This is a genomic window from Streptomyces sp. CY-1 (genome assembly GCF_047218265.1).
GTDB classification, from domain to species: Bacteria; Actinomycetota; Actinomycetes; order Streptomycetales; family Streptomycetaceae; genus Streptomyces; species Streptomyces niphimycinicus.
On sequence record NZ_CP178393.1, the window covers coordinates 10,312,275 to 10,331,807 of the forward strand.

Annotated in this window: 12 protein-coding genes; 8 read left to right on the top strand and 4 right to left on the bottom strand. The window is 71.8% G+C overall.

Translation table 11 applies throughout. The features are described from left to right. The first annotated feature begins 84 nt into the window (after positions 1-84). Together ACK1X7_RS43965 and ACK1X7_RS43970 are read left to right on the top strand one after the other, a co-directional pair. Positions 85-1,770 carry an AbgT family transporter gene (locus ACK1X7_RS43965; RefSeq protein ID WP_413116603.1) on the top strand — a complete coding sequence of 562 codons (1,686 nt, stop codon included), beginning with the start codon at positions 85-87 and terminating at the stop codon, positions 1,768-1,770. A gap of 46 nt (positions 1,771-1,816) precedes the next feature. Next, positions 1,817-2,971: a M20 family metallopeptidase gene (locus ACK1X7_RS43970; protein WP_398159559.1), complete on the top strand. Its 1,155-nt coding sequence runs from the start codon at positions 1,817-1,819 to the stop codon at positions 2,969-2,971. A gap of 120 nt (positions 2,972-3,091) precedes the next feature. On the opposite strand, the gene ACK1X7_RS43975 is transcribed toward ACK1X7_RS43970, so the two are convergent. Together ACK1X7_RS43975 and ACK1X7_RS43980 are read right to left on the bottom strand one after the other, a co-directional pair. Continuing rightward, complete coding sequence (locus tag ACK1X7_RS43975; protein ID WP_216342526.1) at positions 3,092-3,328, bottom strand: DUF397 domain-containing protein; 237 nt, start codon at positions 3,326-3,328, stop codon at positions 3,092-3,094. Between the two features lie 5 nt (positions 3,329-3,333). Next, on the bottom strand, positions 3,334-4,194 hold the full coding sequence (locus tag ACK1X7_RS43980) for a helix-turn-helix domain-containing protein (RefSeq protein WP_385154143.1): 861 nt from the start codon (positions 4,192-4,194) through the stop codon (positions 3,334-3,336). Between the two features lie 212 nt (positions 4,195-4,406). On the opposite strand from ACK1X7_RS43980, the gene ACK1X7_RS43985 reads away from it, so the two are divergent. Beyond that, positions 4,407-4,877, top strand: coding sequence for a hypothetical protein (locus ACK1X7_RS43985; RefSeq protein WP_385154146.1), 471 nt, complete (start codon positions 4,407-4,409; stop codon positions 4,875-4,877). Between the two features lie 28 nt (positions 4,878-4,905). On the opposite strand, the gene ACK1X7_RS43990 is transcribed toward ACK1X7_RS43985, so the two are convergent. Together ACK1X7_RS43990 and ACK1X7_RS43995 are read right to left on the bottom strand one after the other, a co-directional pair. Beyond that, a complete protein-coding gene (locus ACK1X7_RS43990) occupies positions 4,906-6,900 on the bottom strand; it encodes a pyridoxal phosphate-dependent aminotransferase (RefSeq protein ID WP_413116956.1) in 1,995 nt (664 codons plus the stop codon). Positions 6,901-7,131: 231 nt separating this feature from the next. Next, positions 7,132-9,435 carry an ATP-binding protein gene (locus ACK1X7_RS43995; protein ID WP_413116604.1) on the bottom strand — a complete coding sequence of 768 codons (2,304 nt, stop codon included), beginning with the start codon at positions 9,433-9,435 and terminating at the stop codon, positions 7,132-7,134. Between the two features lie 376 nt (positions 9,436-9,811). Between ACK1X7_RS43995 and ACK1X7_RS44000 the strand changes: the two genes are divergently transcribed. The 5 genes from ACK1X7_RS44000 (at position 9,812) to ACK1X7_RS44020 (ending at position 19,249) form a co-directional block, all read left to right on the top strand. Next, complete coding sequence (locus ACK1X7_RS44000; protein ID WP_385154153.1) at positions 9,812-10,006, top strand: DUF5999 family protein; 195 nt, start codon at positions 9,812-9,814, stop codon at positions 10,004-10,006. Further along, positions 10,003-10,509 carry an ATP-binding protein gene (locus ACK1X7_RS44005; protein ID WP_385154156.1) on the top strand — a complete coding sequence of 169 codons (507 nt, stop codon included), beginning with the start codon at positions 10,003-10,005 and terminating at the stop codon, positions 10,507-10,509. The genes ACK1X7_RS44000 and ACK1X7_RS44005 overlap by 4 nt, the downstream gene beginning before the upstream one ends. Positions 10,510-10,737: 228 nt before the next feature. Beyond that, entirely contained in the window at positions 10,738-13,638 is a 2,901-nt protein-coding gene (locus ACK1X7_RS44010) for a helix-turn-helix transcriptional regulator (RefSeq protein WP_413116605.1), read from the top strand. Between the two features lie 57 nt (positions 13,639-13,695). Further along, positions 13,696-16,452, top strand: coding sequence for an AAA family ATPase (locus tag ACK1X7_RS44015; protein ID WP_413116606.1), 2,757 nt, complete (start codon positions 13,696-13,698; stop codon positions 16,450-16,452). Then, a complete protein-coding gene (locus ACK1X7_RS44020; RefSeq protein WP_390794895.1) occupies positions 16,442-19,249 on the top strand; it encodes an ATP-binding protein in 2,808 nt (935 codons plus the stop codon). The genes ACK1X7_RS44015 and ACK1X7_RS44020 overlap by 11 nt, the downstream gene beginning before the upstream one ends. Positions 19,250-19,533: the final 284 nt, after the last annotated feature.

A 19,533-nucleotide genomic window follows, 5' to 3' on the forward strand; every position in this document is an offset into this window, starting at 1 on the left:
TCTATCGTGCGATTGGTGCTCCATGCGTGAATCATTCATGCGTTACAACTCTTTTACTTGCCTCATTCCGTCATCCCTTCTCTAATGGACGACCACTACTGCGTCGCCGACGAAGGAGTGCGGACGGTGAGTTCCAAAGACACCACGACCACACCCGACAACCCGCCCGGGGAGACACCCGGCACCACACCCGGCCAAACGCCTCCCGACGCGCCCGGGGAGTCCTCGGCGGCGCTGTCCGCACTGCTGCGGGTGCTCGGCGCCGTCGAGCGCGCGGGCAACAAACTTCCCCATCCCTTCTGGCTGTTCGGGATCCTCAGCGTCCTGCTCGCGCTGATCAGTTGGGGGCTCGCCACCGCGGACGTCTCCGCCGTCGATCCGGCGGGCGGCAAGACCGTGGCGGTGCGCAGCCTGATCTCGGTCGACGGGGTGCGGTCGATGATCAGCGACGCCATCACCAACTACGCCACCTTCCCGCCGCTCGGCACGATCCTGGTGGTCATGCTCGGCGTCGCCGTCGCCGACCGGTCGGGGCTGCTCGCGGCGATGCTGCGGGCCGGTGTCGCCAAGGTCCCGGCGCGCTGGATGACCTTCGCCCTGGCCTTCACCGCGATGGTCGCCCACATCGCGTCCGACGCCGCCTATGTGGCGCTGGTCCCGCTCGGCGGGCTGGCCTTCCGCGCCGTCGGGCGCAGTCCGCTCCTGGGGATCGTGGTGGCCTTCGTGGGCGTATCGGCGGGCTATGACGCCAGCCCGCTGATCACCCCGATGGACGCGGTCCTGTCCGGGCTGACCACGGCCGCCGCGCACACCGTGGACCCCGGCTATGTCGTCACCCCGCTGTCCAACTACTTCTTCTCCCTGGCCTCCTCGGTGGTGCTGGCCGCCGTGATCACCTTTGTCACCGAGAAGGTGTTGGTGAAGCGGGTGGCGGCGCTTCCGCCCGAGCCCGAGGAGGCCGCGGAGGACATGACCGCGGAGAACGGGCGGACCACGGAGGTCGAGCTCGCCCTGGCACCCGAGGAGCGCCGCGGGCTGCGCCACGCCACCATCGCCCTCGTCGCCTTCCTCGCGGTGGTCGTGGTGGCGATGATCCCCACCGGGTCACCGCTGCGCGGCGAGGGCGGCAGCATCGTCGAATCCCCGGTGCTCTCCGGTATCGCCGTGGTGCTCGGACTGCTCTTCGCCGTCCTCGGCGCGGTCTACGGACGTGCGGCCGGCACCGTGCGCGGCGGCCGTGACATCCCGGACTTCATGGCGCAGGGCATGCGCGAGATGGCCCCCATCCTGGTGCTGTTCTTCGCCATCTCCCAGTTCCTCGCCTACTTCAAGTGGAGCGGCGTCGGCCAGGTGCTCGCCATCCGCGGTGCCGATCTGCTCAAGGACCTCGGGGTCACCGGCCCGGTCGCCTTCGTCGGCATCGTGCTGGTGTGCACGGTGATCAATCTGGCGATGACCAGCGGTTCGGCCATGTGGGCGCTGGTGGCCCCGGTCTTCGTGCCGATGCTGATGCTGCTGCACATCCCCCCGGAGGCCACCCAGGCCGTCTACCGCATCGCCGACTCCTGCACCAACGCCATCACCCCGATGAGCGCCTACTTCGTCATGGCGCTCGGCTTCCTCCAGCGCTACCGGCGCTCCGCCGGAATCGGCACCCTCGCCTCGCTGACCCTGCCGCTCTCGGTGGCCATGCTGGTGGCCTGGACCCTCCTCTTCTACGCCTGGTGGGCGCTGGGCATCCCGCTCGGCCCCGGCGCGCCCGTCCGCTGATCCCGGCCGCTCCCTCACCCACGCCACCTCGGGAAGGACCCCTCGAATGACCCCCTCCGATCTCGCCGCCGCCACCGCCCGGGTGCTGCCCGAGATGACCGAAGACCTACGGACGCTGGTGGAGCTGGAGACACCGAGCCATGACAAGCGGCTGCTGGACGCCGGGCTCGCCACGATCAGCGGCTGGCTCGTCGACCGGCTCGGCGAGCCGGACGGAACCGAGCGCCACGACTGCGGGACGTACGGCGATGTGCTGGCCGTGACCTATCGCGGCACGGCCCCCGGCACCGTGCTGCTGCTGTGCCACTACGACACGGTCTGGCCGGCCGGAACACTCGCCGAATGGCCCTTCCGGATCGAGGACGGCCGGGCGAGCGGACCCGGTGTCTTCGATATGAAGACGGGTCTGGTGCAGGCCGTCTGGACCCTGCGACTGCTGCGCGAGCTGGAGCTTCCGCACCCCTCGGTGCGGCTGCTGCTCAACGGCGACGAGGAGATCGGCAGCCCCGCCTCCCGGCGCCATATCGAGCGGCTGAGCGAGGACGTCCTGGCCACGCTGGTCTTCGAGGCATCGCTGGACGGGGCGCTCAAGACCTCCCGCAAGGGCGTCGGGCTGTTCGATGTGACCGCCTACGGCATCGAATCGCATGCGGGACTCGACCCGTTCGCGGGCGCGAGCGCCATCCACGCGCTGGCCGAGGTCGTCCCGCAGATCGCCGCGCTCAGCGCCCCGGAGCGCGGAACCACGGTGAACGTGGGGCTGATCAGCGGCGGCACCGGGCGCAATGTGATCGCCGCACAGGCGAGCTGCGGTATCGACATCCGGATCGCCGAACCGGAGGAGATGAAGCGGATCGACACCGCGCTGCACGCCCTCGCCCCCTCCGACCAGCGGGTGCGGCTGACCGTCACCGGGGAGTGGAACCGCCCGCCGATGGTCCCCAACGACGCCTCCCGCCGGCTTTTCGAGCAGGCCCACGCGGTCGCCGCGGAACACGGCTGGGAGCTGGCGGAGACCGCGGTCGGCGGGGCCAGCGACGGCAACTTCGTCTCCGCGCTCGGCCGTCCGGTCCTCGACGGGCTCGGTGCCCTCGGCTCCGGCGCCCACGCCCGCCATGAGCACACGGTGCTCGCCCCGATCCCGGCCCGTACCGCGCTCGCCGTCGGTCTGCTGCGGGCGCTGGCGGCGGACGCCTCGTAACGGCGGACGCCGACGGCCGGAGGGCCGGAAACCCATGGGCCGCCGCCGTGTCCCGACACGGCGGCGGCCCATGGGTTTCCGGCGCGGCCGCGGAGAGCGGGTCGGCGCACGGGAGGCAGATCAGGAGATGAGGAAATCGGCCTCGCCCGCCTTGGCGCCCTCGATGAACACCATGATCTCGTGGCGGGTGTAGATCAGGGCCGGACCGTCCGGATCGGTCGACTGACGGATCGCGACCCGGCCGTCGTCCAGCCTCATGGCCTCGACGCAGTTGCCGCCGTTGCCACCGCTCCACGGCTTGTGCCAGCCCTCGCTGCCGAGGTCGCTCGCGCGCATGCCGTTGTGAATGCGATCCATTCCGATCAGAGCTCCTTGCGGAAATCACGGAGGATTTCCTTTGTGCGTCGTGCGGTTGCCGCCTGGGCCGCCATGCGGTCCAGGGCCTCCAGATGGGAGGCCACCTCGATGCGCTCATCCAGGTAGACGGCGCCGGTCAGGTACTCGACGTAGACCATGTCCGGCAGTTCGGGAACAGCGAAGCGGAAGAGGACGAAGGGCCCATAGGTGCCCGGATGGTGTCCGGAGGTGAACTCCGAGATCTGTAGCGTGATGTGCGGCATCTCGACCGACTCCAGCAGCCGGTCGATCTGGTCGCGCATCACCGCCGCCGAACCCACCTGGCGGCGCAGCACCGTCTCGTCCATCACCACCCACAGACGGGGCGCGTCCCGCCGGGTGAGCAGCGTCTGCCGCTCCATGCGCAGCGCCACATGGCGCTCCGCCTGCCGGGGAGCGGACTGGCCGACCGCACCGGTCTGCATGACCGCGTGGGCGTACTCCTCGGTCTGGAGCAGTCCGGGGACGAAATGCGGCTCGTACGCCCGGATCATCTCGGCCGCGCCCTCCAGGCTGACATGCACGCTGAACCAGTCCGGGAGGATGTCGTGGAACCGCTGCCACCAGCCGGGCTTGTTGGCCTCCTCGGTCAGGGTGATGAAGGAATCGAGCTCGTCGCCGGTGATCCCGTAGGCGTCGAGCAGCATCTGCACATACGGAACCTTCAGGGCGACCTCGGCGGTCTCCATGCGGCGGACGGTGGCGGGCGCGACCCGCAGCACTCTGGCCGCCTCGTCCCGCTTGAACCCCGCCTTCTCCCGCAGGTCCTGGAGCCTCTTGCCGAGGACGACCTGACCCACGGTCGGGGCCGACCGCGGTTCGCTCACCTGAATCCCTCCCTGACCTCCCCAACGCTGATGTTCGCAGTGTGCCATGGCCAGTGCGGAACGGACACATTGCACTTACGACTCTGCACTGTTCAGAGTGCCCCTTGCCAAGTGTGCGCGGCGGTGCGCATAGTTGCGTCATGATCCCGTTACCGCGTTCTGCCGCGGCGACCGCAGGCGCGAGCGGCCCGACCTTTGTGAAGTGCCCCTAGATGACGTACGCCTTCGCCGGTGCGCTGACCGGCCTCGTCCGCGGCCGGTTCGGCCGGCGCGGGTTCCGTCCGGCGTCCGGACGTCACCGCCTGCAACTGCCGCCGGAGCTGCGGACGGAGCGGGCCTACGACGCGGTGGGGATCGCCGAGCGGCACGGCCCCGGGGTCATGGCCCTGCTGCCCCGGGCGGGATGTGTGCTCGCCCGCGCCGGGCGCTGGTGGTGGATCGTGCCGCCGCAGTCGGACATCGGGGTCAACTGGCCCGCTCCGGCCGTCTACGCGGTCGGTGCCACGGTGACCGGCCCGCCCGGCCGGCGGACCGGCCCCATCGGGACCGAGGAGCCCGGTGTGGTGCACTGGCCGGACGACGGAGAGGCGTACACCCACCCCCTGCTGCTGCATATCGCGGTCTGCGCGGCGGCCGGGGTCTCGCCGGCCTGGCCGTGCGACGAAGGGCTGCCACGGTCATGAGTCCGGCCCGGTCATGGCATCGGTCCGGTCATGACGTGGAGTCGTCCTGGAGGTATGCCGCGGGGCGCGGATAGCGCTGTAGCGCCGGAGTCTGCCCGGTCGGGTCGTCCTCCTGCTCGCTGAGGGGCACCACCGGGGCCGGGGCCGCGGCTGCGGCCTTCAGCTCGGCGGGGTCGTAGGTCATGGCCTGCGTCCGCTCCACCGGCGACGGCTCGGGCACACCGGCGCTCCGCCGGCCGTAGACCGGGATCTGGTCGACCGTCGTCTCCTCGGGCCGGAACAAGTTGTACGCGGGCGCCGCCCCCTGCCCCGGACCGCCCTGGACCTGGACCACCGGGATCTGGCCGGTCTGCGCCTGGGCGCCCTGGTACTGCGCGCTCTGCGGCTGCGGCGCCATCTGCATGAACTGCGTCTGGCCCTGCGGCGTCTGGCCCTGCGGCGCCTGGCTCTGGGCCGGCTGCAACTGCGGGGCCGGGAACTGCTGCGCCGCTGCCTGCTGGGGGATCATCGGCTGCGGGGCCTGGGCCATCTGGGGCTGGGCCATCTGGGGCTGCGGCAGCGCCGCCGGGGCCTGGTACAGGGGCGTCTGGACCGGGGGAGTGGCGACATACGCGGGCGACAGCTCCGCGGGCTGCTGCTGCTGGGCGTATCCCGCCGAGGCGCCCGTGAAGGACGCCTGCCCGTAGGGATCGCCGGAGACGCCCTGCGGGGCCGGCAGGGCGGCCGCGGAGTACATCGGCTGGGGCTCCTGGGCCATGGGTGCCGCGGGCAGTTGGGGCGGCTGCTGGTAGGAGTAGTCCAGTGACGGCGCCTGCGCGGCGGATCCCCAGGACCCCGGCAATCCCGCGTACCCCGAGGATTCCGCGTACCCCGAAGACACCGAAGGCTGCTGCTCCCAGCTCACCTGCGGGGCGTAGAAGGACGTCCCGTACAGCACCGTGCTCAGCCCGGTCAGCAGTCGCTGTACATCGGGCTGGGAGCGCACCACCAGCCGCATGAACTGGCTGCTGCTGCCCAGCTTGTTGCCGCATTCGCGCACCAGCACACCGTGCTGGGACAGCAGTTGGTCCCGGACGAAGCCGCCGTCCGTTCCGGCCGGCAGCTTGACGAAGACGAAGTTTCCCTGGGAGGGGTAGACCGTCATCCCGGGCAGTCCGGCCAACTGGCTGGTCATCTGCTGCCGGTCGCGGCTGAGCATGCGCAGGCTGTCCACGTACTCCTGCCGGTACCGCTTCAGCATGAAGACGATGACCTCGGCGAAGGAGTTGAGGTTCCACTTGGGCAGCCGGGAGCGGATCTGCACGGCGAGCGAGGGATTGGCGACCAGATAGCCGAAGCGCACACCGTGCAGTCCGAAGTTCTTGCCGAGGCTGCGCAGCACGATCACATTCGGGCGCAGGATGGCCTCGTCGACGACGCTCGGATACGCCTCGGCGTCCGCGAACTCCAGGAACGACTCGTCGATCACGATCAGGTCGAGGTCGGCCAGGGCGTCCATGATGCCGATGAGGGCCTGGCGGGACACCAGTCCGCCGTCGGGGTTGTTGGGGTTGCAGATCACGGCGACCCGAGAGCCCCGGGAACGTACGAAGTTGACGAAGGCGTTCGGGTCGAGTGCGAATCCGCTCATTTCCGGAAGCTGGAACAAGTCGACCCGTTTACCGGTCTCCATCGGCTGGTCGGTCCAGCGGCCGAAGGTGGGAATCGGCACCGCCAGGCTTTCCTTCACCAGCAGATGGTCGATCCAGGTGATCAGCTCGGTCGAGCCGTTGCCCATCGCCATGGTCTGCGGTTGCAGCCCGAGCACATCGGCCAGTTCGGCGGTGATGGTCTCGGCGGAACTCGGGTAGTACGTGAGGATGTCCCGCAGCCTGACCGCCATCACGGCGAACATCGCGGGGGTGGGGAAGTAGGGATTGCAGGGGATGCAGAAGTCCACGAGCTCCTGTCCGCCACCCGTGACCCCGGCGCGGTTGAGCGCGAAGAACGACGGGCTGTGGGCGGTGCCACGGAAAAGTTCCATGGCATCACCGGTATTGCCGACTGCGGCAACAGTCACGGCGGGACCTCCTCGGTCGCATGGGTCGCGTCGACGCGCTGACACGGCCATTGCGGCTCGTCCCTCGAGCCTGACGCATGATCCCTCGAAGCCGGGCCGGGCGAGGATTTTCGTGGGGCTTGTGAAAACTTCGGGGACATGTGCGCCCGTATCGAATAGAATTCCGCCTCTTGCCCCTTGAGAATGCCGCGTGGCCTAGACCGTATCCTCCGGCGGGTGTTGGCCATCGGCCTCCGCGGTGCGGTGCCCTTCCGCTACCCAGACCGCCACCTGCGCACGCGAGGTGAAACCCAGCTTGCTCAGAATGTGCTCAATATGGCCCTCGGCCGTGCGCTGGGCGATCACCAGGGACGAGGCGATCTCCTTGTTGCTGAGCCCCTGCGCGACCAGTTGCGCGATTTCGGACTCCCGGGGCGTCAGCGGCGACGGCCGACCGCCCACCGCCGGCTCCTCGCTGGGCAGTTCGTCCTCGAGCGCGTACACCAGCGTCTCGGCGTAGGACAGCCGGGCGCCCCGTTTGAACGCCGTGTTGAAGGCCGCCTTGCCCAGGGCCCGCCGCACCGTGGCCTCGCACTCCTCGTGGTAGCGGGCGAGATGTCCGTAGCCGGAGTGCGGGGCGCCGATGGCGTGCCAGATGGTCCGCAGGGCGCCCAGCAGCCCGGCCGCCCGTGTGTGGTCCCGGTCGGTGGCCGCGATCCAGGCCAGCACCTCCAGATTGACCGCGACGCCCAGCGGGTCGTCCAGCGAGCGGTTGAACGTGAGACTGTCCTTCTCCAGGGCGGCCGCCCTGGCGGTGTCGCCCTGGCGCCATACGTCCATGCCGAGCGCCATCATCGCGTAGGCCCGGTGCCAGCCCTCCCCGTACGCGTCGCACACCGCCAGCGACTCCTCGCCCAGGGCGATCGCGCGGGGTGAGTCGCCGATGAAGGAGTGGGCGAGCGAGAGCCGGATGAGCGCCAGGGCCAGCCCCACCGGATCGCCGGTCGCGCGGTGGCGGGTCACGGCCTCCTCGTAGAGCGTGATCGCGGACCGGGCCTCGCCCCGGTACATGGCCACCATGCCGGAGTAGAGCGCGGTGTAGGCGAGCACCGGGTCCAGGTCCAGCCGGGTCCCGATGGACCGGCTCTCCTCGAGCATGGCCGCGGCGGCGTCGGTGTCCGACTGGATGATGGCCAGCCAGCTATCGGTCCACAGGGCCCGCGCCCGTGCCGCGGTCGGTTCGGTGCACAGCGCCAGGGCCTGGTCCAGCCAGCGGCGGCCCTCGCCGAGGTAGTAGCTGGTGATCCAGTGGTAGAGCAGATCGGCCGCCATCTCCAGCCCGCGGCCGGTTTGCCCGGGCTCGGTCAGGCAGCCCTCCAGTGCGGTGCGCAGATTGGCGTGCTCCAGTTGGAGCCGGGCGAACCACTGCACCTGGGCCGGTCCGAAGAGCGCCGCCCGCGCGTCCGCGGCGAGCCCGCGGTAGTAGTCGCGATGGCGCCTGAGCCGTACGTCCTCCTCGCCGGCGGTCGCCAGCCGCTCACGGCCGTAGCTGCGCAGTGTGTCCAGCATCCGGTAGCGAACCGCCGTCCGGTGCTCCTCCCGGAGCAGCACCGACTTGTCCACCAGCTCGGTCACCAGGTCCAGGATCTCCGCGCGGTCGATGCCCTCGCCGGAGCAGACCGCCTCGGCCGCGTCCAGATCCAGGCTTCCGGCGAACACCGAGACCCGGGCCCACAGCAGCCGCTCCCGCTCGGTGCACAGCTCATAGCTCCAGTCGATCAGCGCCCGCAGTGTCTGATGGCGCGGGAGGACCGTCCGGGAGCCGGTGGTCAGCAGCCGGAACCGGTCGTCGAGCCGGTCCAGGAGCTGCTGGACGGACAGGGCGCGCAGCCGTACGACCGCGATCTCGATGCCCAGCGGGATGCCGTCGAGCCGGCGGCAGACCAGCTCGATGGCGTCCCGGTTGTCCTCGGTGAGCTGGAATCCGGGCACGATGGCCGCCGCCCGCTCGGTGAACAGCCGTATCGCGTCGCATCGCGCAAGGGTCGCGAGGGTGGGCCGTGGCCCTTCGAGGTCCGGCAGCCCGAGGGTGGGGACGGCCAGGCTCTGCTCACCTGCCGTGCCCAGCGCCTGACGGCTGGTGGCCAGCAGCCGCAGCCGGGGCGCCGCGCGCAGCAGCCGGTCGGCGAGCCGGGCGCACTCCTCCAGGAGGTGTTCGCAGTTGTCGAGGACGATCAGTGCCTGCCGGTCCCGCAGATGGTCGACGAGGACGTCGAGCGCCGGGCGGGGGGAGTGGTCCCGTATCTCCAGTGCTTCGGTGAGGCCCTGGGCGAGCAGCGCGGGGTTGTCCAGCTCGGCCAGTTCGGCCAGCCAGACGCCGTCGGGGAAGGCCCGGCGCGCCTCGTCCGCGACCCGCAGCGCCAGCCGGGTCTTGCCCACTCCGCCGACGCCGGTGAGGGTGACCAGGCGGGATGCGGACAGCATCTCCCTGACCTCGGCCGCCTCATGCCGACGTCCCACAAAACTCGTCACCTCGGCCGGCAGCCTCACTGTCTGCCGTCCGGTCGGGGTGCTCGTCGCCACCGCACCCATCGATGCCTCGCACCGGGCTCGGGTGGACGGGCCGATGCCCGCACGGACCCGAAGCCCTGCTTCCAGGCTATGCCCGGGCCGGGAGCCACCGCACGCAATCGGGGCGGGCGGTCCGCCCGCCGGGGCGGTGTTTCACCGAGGGTGAGCGGGCGTCGGCCACCCGTGACCTCCCCGGGGGCCGGGGGCGGGTTCGGGTACCCATGCGGGGAGATCTCCCCTCGTCGCGCACCGCCGCGCCGACCCACCATGGTGACCTCGGAAACGAGTACCGCCAGTCCGTGGCGGAAGATCGAAGGTTCGGACCATGTGCCTCCATCAACCTCCCTGTCCGTCGGCCGACGCATCGGACCATGATTCGGCGCGTCTGGTGGCCACCCACCCCGAGCAGGGGTGGAGCCTGCTCTGCAACGGAGTGGTGATCTTCGCGGACACGGGTGAACTCCTTCCCGACGGGCGTGCCATCCCCGCCCCCCGGATCAGCCCCGACCAGTCGACATGAACGCGACCACCCTCGCCATCTCGCACGGCGCCCCGGTGAGCACCGAGCGCCGGCCCGAGGCCGCCCGCCCTCCCGCGACCAGTGGCGGGACGTCGTGGCTGCTGCCCTCCGAGCCCTCGTCCGTGCCCAGGGCCCGGCGGCTGGCCGTCGCCCAGCTCGGTGTATGGGCCCTGCACGACTTCTCCGACGACGCCGAGCTGCTCGTCAGTGAGCTGGTGACCAATGCCCTGCGGCACGCGGGCGGACCGATCCGCCTGACCCTCTCCCTGTGCTCCGTCGACCGCGCGTTCCGGTGCGAGGTGGCGGACGAGCACCCCGGGCAGCCCCGGGTGCGCCGCACCTGCGGCGATGACGAAGGCGGCCGCGGACTCCATCTGCTGGACCTGCTCTCCCGCTGCTGGGGCTCCACCTGCACGGCGGCGGGCAAGGTCGTCTGGTTCGAGCTCCATCCACCTGCCAGCGCGCTGGAAGCCGCGCTGGATGAAGCGCATATGACCCCGTGAACGTGAGCCGACGAAAGGAGACGCTATAGACGACTTCATGCCTCGTACCCACACAGTGATACCGAAGGGCCCGGGAACGGAATGGTGATCGCCCTCACCACGCCTTCCGTCTCCGGGCTTCACTGATCGATATTGATCGTCGTCACAGCGGTCGTGTAGCCTCCTGATCGCGGCAGTAGCAGACTTTTCCGGGAAGATTGTTCGCGTTCTGTGGCTCTAGGAGGCTGCGTGGTGGACCGGAAAATCGATTCCGGTTTACCCGGCGCGCTTGTCGGGCGCGCTGCCGAACTCGCGGCGCTGACCGCCCACGCGGAGGCCGCCCACAACGGCCGCTCCGGTCTGGTGGTCCTGTCGGGCCCGGCCGGAATCGGCAAGACCAGCCTGCTGCGCGCCTTCCTCGACAGCGATGTCTGCCGGAAGATGACCGTTCTGCACGGCACCTGCGGTCAGGTGGTGGCCGGCGCCGGCTACAGCGGAGTGCGCGCCCTCTTCGGGGCACTCGGGCTCTCGGCCGAGGACGCCCAGGACTCCCCGCTGCTGCGCGGCAGCGCCCGCCGCGCCCTCCCCGCACTCAGCCCCCACCCGGGCGAGGAGGGGCCGCCCACGGCCGCCTCCGTCTACCCGGTGCTGCACGGCCTGTACTGGCTCGCGGCCAACCTGATGGCCCAGGGCCCGCTGGTGCTCGTCCTGGACGATGTGCACTGGTGCGACGAGCGGTCCCTGCGCTGGATCGACTTCCTGCTGCGCCGGGCCGACGAGCTGCCGCTGCTGGTGGTGCTCGCCCAGCGCACCGAGGAGGAACCGGTAGCCCCCGCGACACTCGCGGACATCCTCGCCCAGCCCCGCTCCTCGGTGATCCGCCTCGACCCGCTCACCGACACCGAAGTGGCCGAAATGGCCCGCCAGGTCTTCGCCTCCCCCGTCGCGCACTCTTTCGCCGGGCGCGCCGCCGCCGTCTGCGGCGGCAATCCGCTGACCGTCGCCCGGCTGCTGCGCGAGCTGCGGGCCAAGGGCGTCTCACCCGACGAGAGCGGCCTGCGCGAGATCGCCGAGGTCGGGAGTTACGTGGTCGCCCTGTCCGTGCGCGCCCTCTTCGACGCCCGGCCCGACTGGGTGCGGGACGTGGCCACCGCCATCGCGGTGCTCGGCGAGGAGGACGTGGAGCACATCGGCGCGCTGGCCGGGGTGCCCGCGGCCCGTGTCGCGGAGGCCGTGGAACTGCTGCGCGGGGCCGAGGTGATGGCGCCGGACCGGGCGGACCTGGCCCATGACGTGGTGCGCTCCGCGGTGCTGGAGGCCGCCGGGGAGGGGTCGCTGGCCGAGTTGCGCGCCCGGGCGGCCCTGCTGCTGAGCGACGCCGGACGGCCCGCCGAGGAGGTCGCCAACCAGGTGCTGCTGGTGCCCGGAACCCCCCAGCCGTGGATGGGCTGGGTACTGCGGGAGGCCGCCGTCCAGGCCGAGCACCGCGGCGCCCCGGAGGCCGCCGCCCGCTATCTCTACCGCGTCCTGGAGGCGGAGCCGGACAGCCTGTCGGCCCATGTCCCGCTCGCCAAGGCGCTCGCGGAGATCAATCCCGCCGAGGCCATCCGCCTGCTCAGGCGCGCGCTCACGCTGGCCACCGACGTCCGTACCAAGGCGCCCATCGCCGTGCAGTTCGGCCTCACCTGCCTCACCGTCCAGCAGTCGCCGACCGCCGTCCGGGTGCTCAGCGAGGTGCTCGACGAACTCGAGGCCGAGCTGGGGCCCGACCCCGATCCGCGCGACCGTGAGCTGCGCACCCTCGTCCAATCGGCGCTGCTGATCAGCGGATCCGACGAGAAGGCCACGATCCATACGGTCCGGGAGCGCTTCGCGCGGATTCCCGAACCCTCCGGGGACACCCCCGCCCAGCGGCAGATGCTCGCCATGATGACGGTCCTGTCCGCGATGGAGGGCGGCTCGGTGCGGCGGACCGTGGAACAGGCCCACCGTGCGCTCGGTTCCTCGGACCGGCTCGACAACTGGTCGCTGCTCTTCTCCGCGTTCACCCTGGGCCTGGCCGACGAGGTCGAGGGGGCGATGGAGGCGCTGGACCACGCGCTGCGCCAGGGCCAGGACAACGCCGCGGTGTGGTCGTATGTGATCACCCTGTCCTACCGCGCCATGCTGCTGCATGGCTTCGGGGCGATCCCCGACGCGCTCGCCGACGCCCAGACCGCCGTCGAGATCATCGGCGAGGAGCGCTGGAGCGGCAATGTGACCATGCCCCAGACCGCGCTGGCGACGATTCTGATCGACCGGGGCGAACCGGAGCGGGCCGAGGAGCTGCTGGCCGCCGTCACCCGGCCGAACCTGGACGGGTTCGTCATGGAGTACCACTGGTATCTCATGGCCCGCGCCCGGGCCCGCTGGGCGCTCGGCGACGGCGCCACCGCGCTGCGGCTGCTGCTCGACTGCGGTGCCTCCCTGGAGGATTCCGGCTTCGCCAACCCGGCGTTCCTGCCCTGGTGGACCGAGGCGGCCTGTGTGCTCGCGGCGGAGAAGCGGGCGGACGAGGCGCGGGACCTGGTCGAGCACGGCGCCGAACTGGCCCGCCGCTGGAGCACCCCGCGCGCCTTCGGACTCGCCGCCCTCGCCCGCGGGGTGACCACTCCCGGTGAGGCGGGCATCGGGTATCTCACCGAGGCGGTCGAGCATTTCTCCGGGTCGCCCGCCCGCGCCGAGCACGCCCGGGCCGAGTTCCTGCTCGGCGGGGCGCTGCTGGACATCGGGCGGCCGCGCGACGCCCGGGAGCGGCTGCGCTCGGCCGTCGACCTCGCCCAGGGCTGCGGCGCGCTCGCGCTCGCCAAGGACGCCCGCAACCGGCTGGTCGCCGCGGGCGGCCGGATGCGCGAGATCACCGCCTCACCGGTCGACCTGCTCACCGGCACCGAGCGCAAAGTGGCCCAGATGGCCTCCCGCGGGGCGGGCAACCGCGAGATCGCCGAGTCGCTCTTCGTCACCGTACGCACCGTCGAGACCCATCTCACCAGCGTCTACCGGAAGCTGAGCGTCGGTCAGCGCGGTGAGCTGGCCGCGGTGCTGAACACCCCGAGCCTTCCCGACCCACAGGCACCGGCGTGGGTCTTCGCCTCACGCGGCCGGCGCTGACGCGTACGCGGGGCCGGGTGCCACGTCCGCACCCCGCCCCAGGCATATAGTCACACCATGCAGCTCAACGGGCTCCCGTTCCCCGGCCGTGAACGAGAGCAGGCCATGCTCGCCCAGACCGTCGCCGATCTCGGCAGGGGCCGTTCCTCGGTGGTGACGCTGGTCGGCAGGCCCGGCTACGGACAGAGCCGCCTGCTGAACCTCGCCGCCCGGCTGGCCGAGGACCAGGGCTACCGCGTGCTGCGCGCCCAGGCGACGGCGGGCGAGCGCGAGGTGCGCTACGGCGTGGTGGCACAGTTGCTGGCCCCGATGGAGGGACTCACCGACGGCTCGCTGAAGGCCCTGACCGGACGGGGACCCGAGAGTCGCTTACCGGGCCTGACCGAGTTGCTACGGACCGCGCGTGGACAGCCCACGCTGCTGGTGGTCGATGACGTGGAATGGCTGGACCCGGCCTCGCAGCGCTGGTTCGGGGCGCTCATCCGGCGCCTGCCCGACGCCCGGATCGCCCTGCTGGTGAGCGGCACCGGTCGGCTCCGCCCCGGCGTCTGCCCCCTCTCCACCGCGCCGCAGCAAGTGATCACCCTCGAAGTCGAGTTGGCCCCGCTCGCTCCGCGCGATGTGGCCGCCACGGTCGCGCTGATCTGCGACCGCCCGGGCGAGACCGCCTTCACCACGGCCGCCCTGGAGGCGAGCGCGGGCAACCCCGAGGTGCTGTCCGAGGCGCTGAGGCGCTTCATCCGACGCGGATACGCACCGGTGGCCGGGCGGGTGCCGGAACTGTGCACCATCGCCGAGGCCGTCAGCGGCGAACACGCCGTCCGCGCACTCGGAGCGCTGTCCGACACGGCCGTCGCCGTCGTCCGCGCCCTCGCCGTCTGCGGCGATCTGCTGGACCTCGCCCTGCTGTACACGCTCGCGGATCCCCGCGCCGCGAGCGAGCCAGGACTCCCCGAGGCACTCCAGGAAAGCGGGCTCGCCACCGCCACCGAGACCGGGCTCCGGCTGAGCCGGCCCGAGGCGCGGAGCTGGATCCTCGCCGAGATGCCCGGCGACGAGCGGGCCGAACTGCACGCCCGCGCCGCCGAGTTGGCCTACCGGGCGGCCGTACCCGACGAGGACATCGCCCGGCTGCTGCTCGCCGCCCGCCCGGTCGACGAGCCCTGGGTGATCCCCGTACTGCGCCGCACCTGCGCCGCCGCACTGCGCGGGGGCCGCACCGCCCAGGCGATCGCCTGCCTGTCGCGGGCGCTGGAGGAGCCGCTGGACCCGGCGCCGCGCGCCCAGTTGGGCCTGGAACTGGCCGCCATCGAAGTGCTGGCCGTCCCCGAGGCCGCGGGCCGCCGGCTGGCGGAGATCATCCGCACCGGCGACGGCGGGCCCGGCCGGATCCGGGTACGCGCCGCCGACCTGGGGCTCTCCCGCGGCGACGACAAGGCGCTGCGCCGCGCGATCGCCGATGTACTGCCCTTCACCGACGGCGAGGAACGAGGGGCCCTGGCCGGGCTGTTCTGGCTCACCGAGTCCGTCGGGCAGGAGGACACCGATCTGGTCCCGGACGGCATCCCCCCGCTGCCCGCCGACCCCACCTGCCCGGTGCAGGCCGCGGCGGTCGCCTGGCGACTGGCCCTGCGCGGCGAGGACCTGCCCACCGCCCGGGCGCTGGCCCAGCGGGTCTTCACGGTGAACGGCGCCGCGAGGGCCCTGATCCTGCCCCGGCTCACCGCCGCCCGGACCCTGCTGCTGACCGACGACCTGGACGAGGCCGAGGTCCGGCTGGACGTGCTCCACACCGATCTGCGCAGGCGGCACGCCCGTGCGGCCGCCGCCCAGACCCTGGCCGTGCGCGGCGAGCTGAACCTGCGGCGCGGCCGGATCGACATGGCCGAACGGGATGTGGCCGCCGCGGAGCGGTCACTGCCGCGCGCCCTGTGGCATCGCTACACCGTCCCGTATCTGATGGCCATCCGGATCCTCATCGCCCTGGAGAACGGCGAGGTCGGCCAGGCCGGCGCGCTCGCGGGCGTCTCCGCGCCCGCCGAGTCGCGGGAGGGCGCCTCCTGGGGCTATCTGCTCTTCGCCAGGGCGCTGGTGGCCGTCAAGGACGACCGGCTGCCCGAGGCGCTGGAGCTGTTCCGGTCCACCGGCAGATGGGAGCTGGGCCGCGGCCGGATCAACCCCGCCCTGATGCCATGGCGTTCGATGGCCGCCCGGGTCCACGACGCCCTCGGCGACCAGGAGGAGGCACGGCGGCTCACCGACGAGGAGCTCGCGCTGGCCCGGCTGTGGGGCGCCCCCAACACGATCGGCTGGGCCCAGCTCGGCGCCGGACGGGTGGCCCGTGAGGGGCGGGTCGACCGTCTCCGCGAGGCGGTGGCCACCCTGCGCGACACCCCGGCCCGGCTCGCCTACGCGGGGTCCCTGATGAAACTGGCCACGGCCGAACTCGACGCGGGGAACCCGCAGGCCGCGGCCCCCCTGGTGGCCGAGCTGTTCACCTTCGTCATCGCCCACCGGTCCTCCAGCCGAATGGTCGCGCGGGTGCGCGAACTGTCCGAGCGGGCGGGGCCGTCCGCCGTCCGCGGCCGCGTCCCGCATCCGGCGTGGGCGAACCTGACCGAGCCCGAACAGCGCACCGCGACCCTTGTCGGACTCGGCCATGGCAACCGGGAGATAGCGGAAACCCTCTCTGTCACCAGACGCACCGTGGAGCTGAGGCTCAGCGGCGCGTACCGGAAGCTGGGGATCAGCGGCCGAGCAGAGCTGATCGCATTGCTGCGGGCGGCAGAGGGAGGCGGAACGGATGTTGCTTGAACGGGAGGCCGAACTGGCCCAGGTCGCGGAGGCCCTGGGGGCCGGGGCGGCGGGCCACTCGTCGCTGATGTTGCTCACCGGCCCGATGGGCATCGGCCGGACCGCGCTGCTTCAGCAGCTCCCGATGCTCGCCGAGGCCGAGGAGATCCGCGTCCTGCGCGCCAACGCCGCGCCGGTGGAGCAGGACTTCGCCCTCGGCGTGGTCCGCCAGCTCTTCGACAGCCTGCTCACCGGCGCCCCGGAGGAACTCCATGAGTGGCGGCTGGGGACAGAGGACGACCTCTACCGGACGGTCTTCTCCGACGACGCCCCACTGCTCGACGACGGCGGAACCCTCACCATGCCCGAGGAGGCGCTGTACGGTCTGCGTTCGGCGCTGGCCGCCGTCAGCGCCGAACGCCCGCTGCTCATCCTGGTGGACGATCTGCAATGGGTCGACGCCCCGTCGCTGCGCTGGCTCGCCTTCCTGGTCAAGCGGTTGCACGGGCTGCGCGCCGTGGTCGTCTGCGCGCTGCGGGACGGCTACCGGCGCCCCGGGGACCCGCTGCTGCGGGAGGTCGTCGACGCGGCGCGGCGGGAGCTGCGCCCCGCGCCGCTGTCCCTTGGCGCCACCAAGGAAGTGATCCACGAGCAGTTCGGCGTGCCGGGGGACGAGGAGTTCGCCCGCGCCTGCCATGAGACCTCCGCGGGCAACCCGCTGTTCCTGAAATCGGTGCTGGCGGATCTGGCCATGAGCGGCGTGCGGCCCATCGCCGAGCAGGTCGAGACGGTCCGCTCGCTGCGCCCCGCCCTGCTGCGCGAGCGGCTGGCCGGCTCCCTGCGGGTCCAGCCGCGGCCGGCCCGGGACCTGGCCGCGGCCATCGCGGTCCTCGGCGGCCAGGCGGAACCGGAGCTGCTGGCCAAGCTGGCCGGTCTTGACCCGATCGGCTTCCTGGCCACCCTGCGCGTCCTTCACGAGGTGGGGCTGCTCGCCGCCGAGCAGGAGCCGCGCTTTCTGCACCGGGTGGTGCAGGACGCGGTCGAGTCCTCGATGACCGTGGCGGAACGGGAGCGGCTGCACGACGCCGCGGCGGCCCTGCTGTACCACAACGGACGCCCCGCCGAGCTGGTCGCGGCCCAGCTCATGGCCGTCACCAGCTCGGGCCATCCCTGGGCGGTGGAGGTGCTGCGGGCCGCGGCGGACACCGCGCTGCGCCGCGGGGCGCCGCGTACCGCCGCCCGCTATCTGCGCCGCGCCCTTCTGGACGGTTCGCTGGCGGGGGAGGGCCGGGCCCGGCTGCTGATCGATCTGGCCACCGCGGAGCGCGGCTTCGACCCGGCCGCCTGCGAACGCCATATCTCCCAGGCGATACCCCTGCTGACCACGCCCAGGCTCCGGGCCGCCGCGGCCCTGCGGATCTCGCCGACCATCGTGGGCCTGGGGCCACCGTCGGCCATCGATCTGCTGCACCAGGTCGCCGAGGACCTGGGGCCCGCCACCTCGCTGGAGGGCACGGCGCGCGATGTGGCGCTGCGGCTCGAGGCGCGGCTGCGGCACGCCGGGCACGAGGATCCGGCGGAGCTGGCCGCCGCGGTGGAGCGGCTGTCCGCGCTGGGCGAGGAGCCGGCGCTGCTCACCGCCGCCGAGCGTGAGCTGACGGCGGTGCTGCTCAACTCGGCGGTGCTCACCGCCCGATGGCCCGCGGCCGAGGTCTCCCGGCTGGCGAACCGTATCCTGGAGCGCGAACCGGCCACCTCCGAACAGGTCCACACCCCGCTGCCGCTGGTGGTGATCGGGCTGGTCGCCGCCGACTCGGTACGGGGGATCAGCTCCTGGCTCGCGATGGAACAGCAGACCCGGCGGCAGGGCGGCACGGTCGCCGACGCGCTCGTCAACGTCCAGCAGGCCATGGTGCTCAGCGCCCGCGGACGCGTCTCCCAGGCCCGTGAGTTCGCCGAGCGCGCCGTACGGCTGGCGGAGGTGCACTGGCAGGAGGCCGGGGTCGTCTCCACCCTCGCCCTCACCCGCGTCGCCCTGGACCTTCACGACCCCGTACTGATCGAGCGGATTCTGGACGGCCCCGGGCGGCGCCGCTCCCCGAGCCTGGCCCTGACCGCGGCGCTCCAGTTCGCCAAGGCGGCCCAGGACGCCGGGAACGGACGCTGGACCAGCGCCCTGGAAACCCTGCTGGCCTGCGGCCGGCAACTGGAGGCGTCGGGCTGGCGCAATCCGGTGCTCTTCGCCTGGCGGCCCTGGGCGGCCGAACTGCACCGGCGCGTCGGCGACCCCGGCGCGGCCGGGGCGCTGGCCGAGGAGGAGCTGCTGCGGGCGAAGGAGTGGGGCGCCCCGGTGGCGCTCGGCCGCGCGCTGCGGGTGAAGGCCCGGCTGACCGGCGGTGACCAGGAGGTGCGGCTGCTGCGCGAATCGGTCGATGTGCTGCGTGCCTCGGCCGATGAACTGGAACTCGCCCGCACACTCCTGCTGCTGGGCCGCAAGCTGAGACCGGGCGGCGAGGCGGCGGCGGTACTCCAGGAGGCCGGTGGCCTGGCCGCGGCGTGCGGGGTCCCCTGGCTGGTCGAGCGGATCCGCGCCGCGGACGGCAGCGGTGCGTCGGCCGCCCCGCCGGAGGCGGCCCTCACCCGAACCGAGCGCACCGTGGCCTCCCTCGTGGGACGCGGGCTCACCAACCAGGAGGTCGCCGCCGAGCTGGGGGTGAGCTCTCGCGCCATCGAGAAGCATCTGACGAGTTCCTATCGCAAGCTGGGCGTCTCCGGGCGCCGCGAGCTCATCGAGCTGCTGCCTCGCATGGATTCATGAACGTAGCGTTAACGGCGATAATTGGTCGGTGTTTGACGAGGATTCGTGAACCGACCGTACCGGCCCACCGAAGCGGTGGGGTTCGGACCGAACCTTCGGGGCACCCCACCACGGGATTGGGTGGCGACACCCCTGTTGACGTTGACTTCCGTGCTCGTAGATCCCTAGTCTCAATTCTGAAATGAACATTTGGAATTGAATATCTGGTATTCGATTCCGAATTCTGAGAATTAGGAAGGGATGGCAGTCCCTTGGCATTGCCTTTACTGACCGATTCGGCTCGG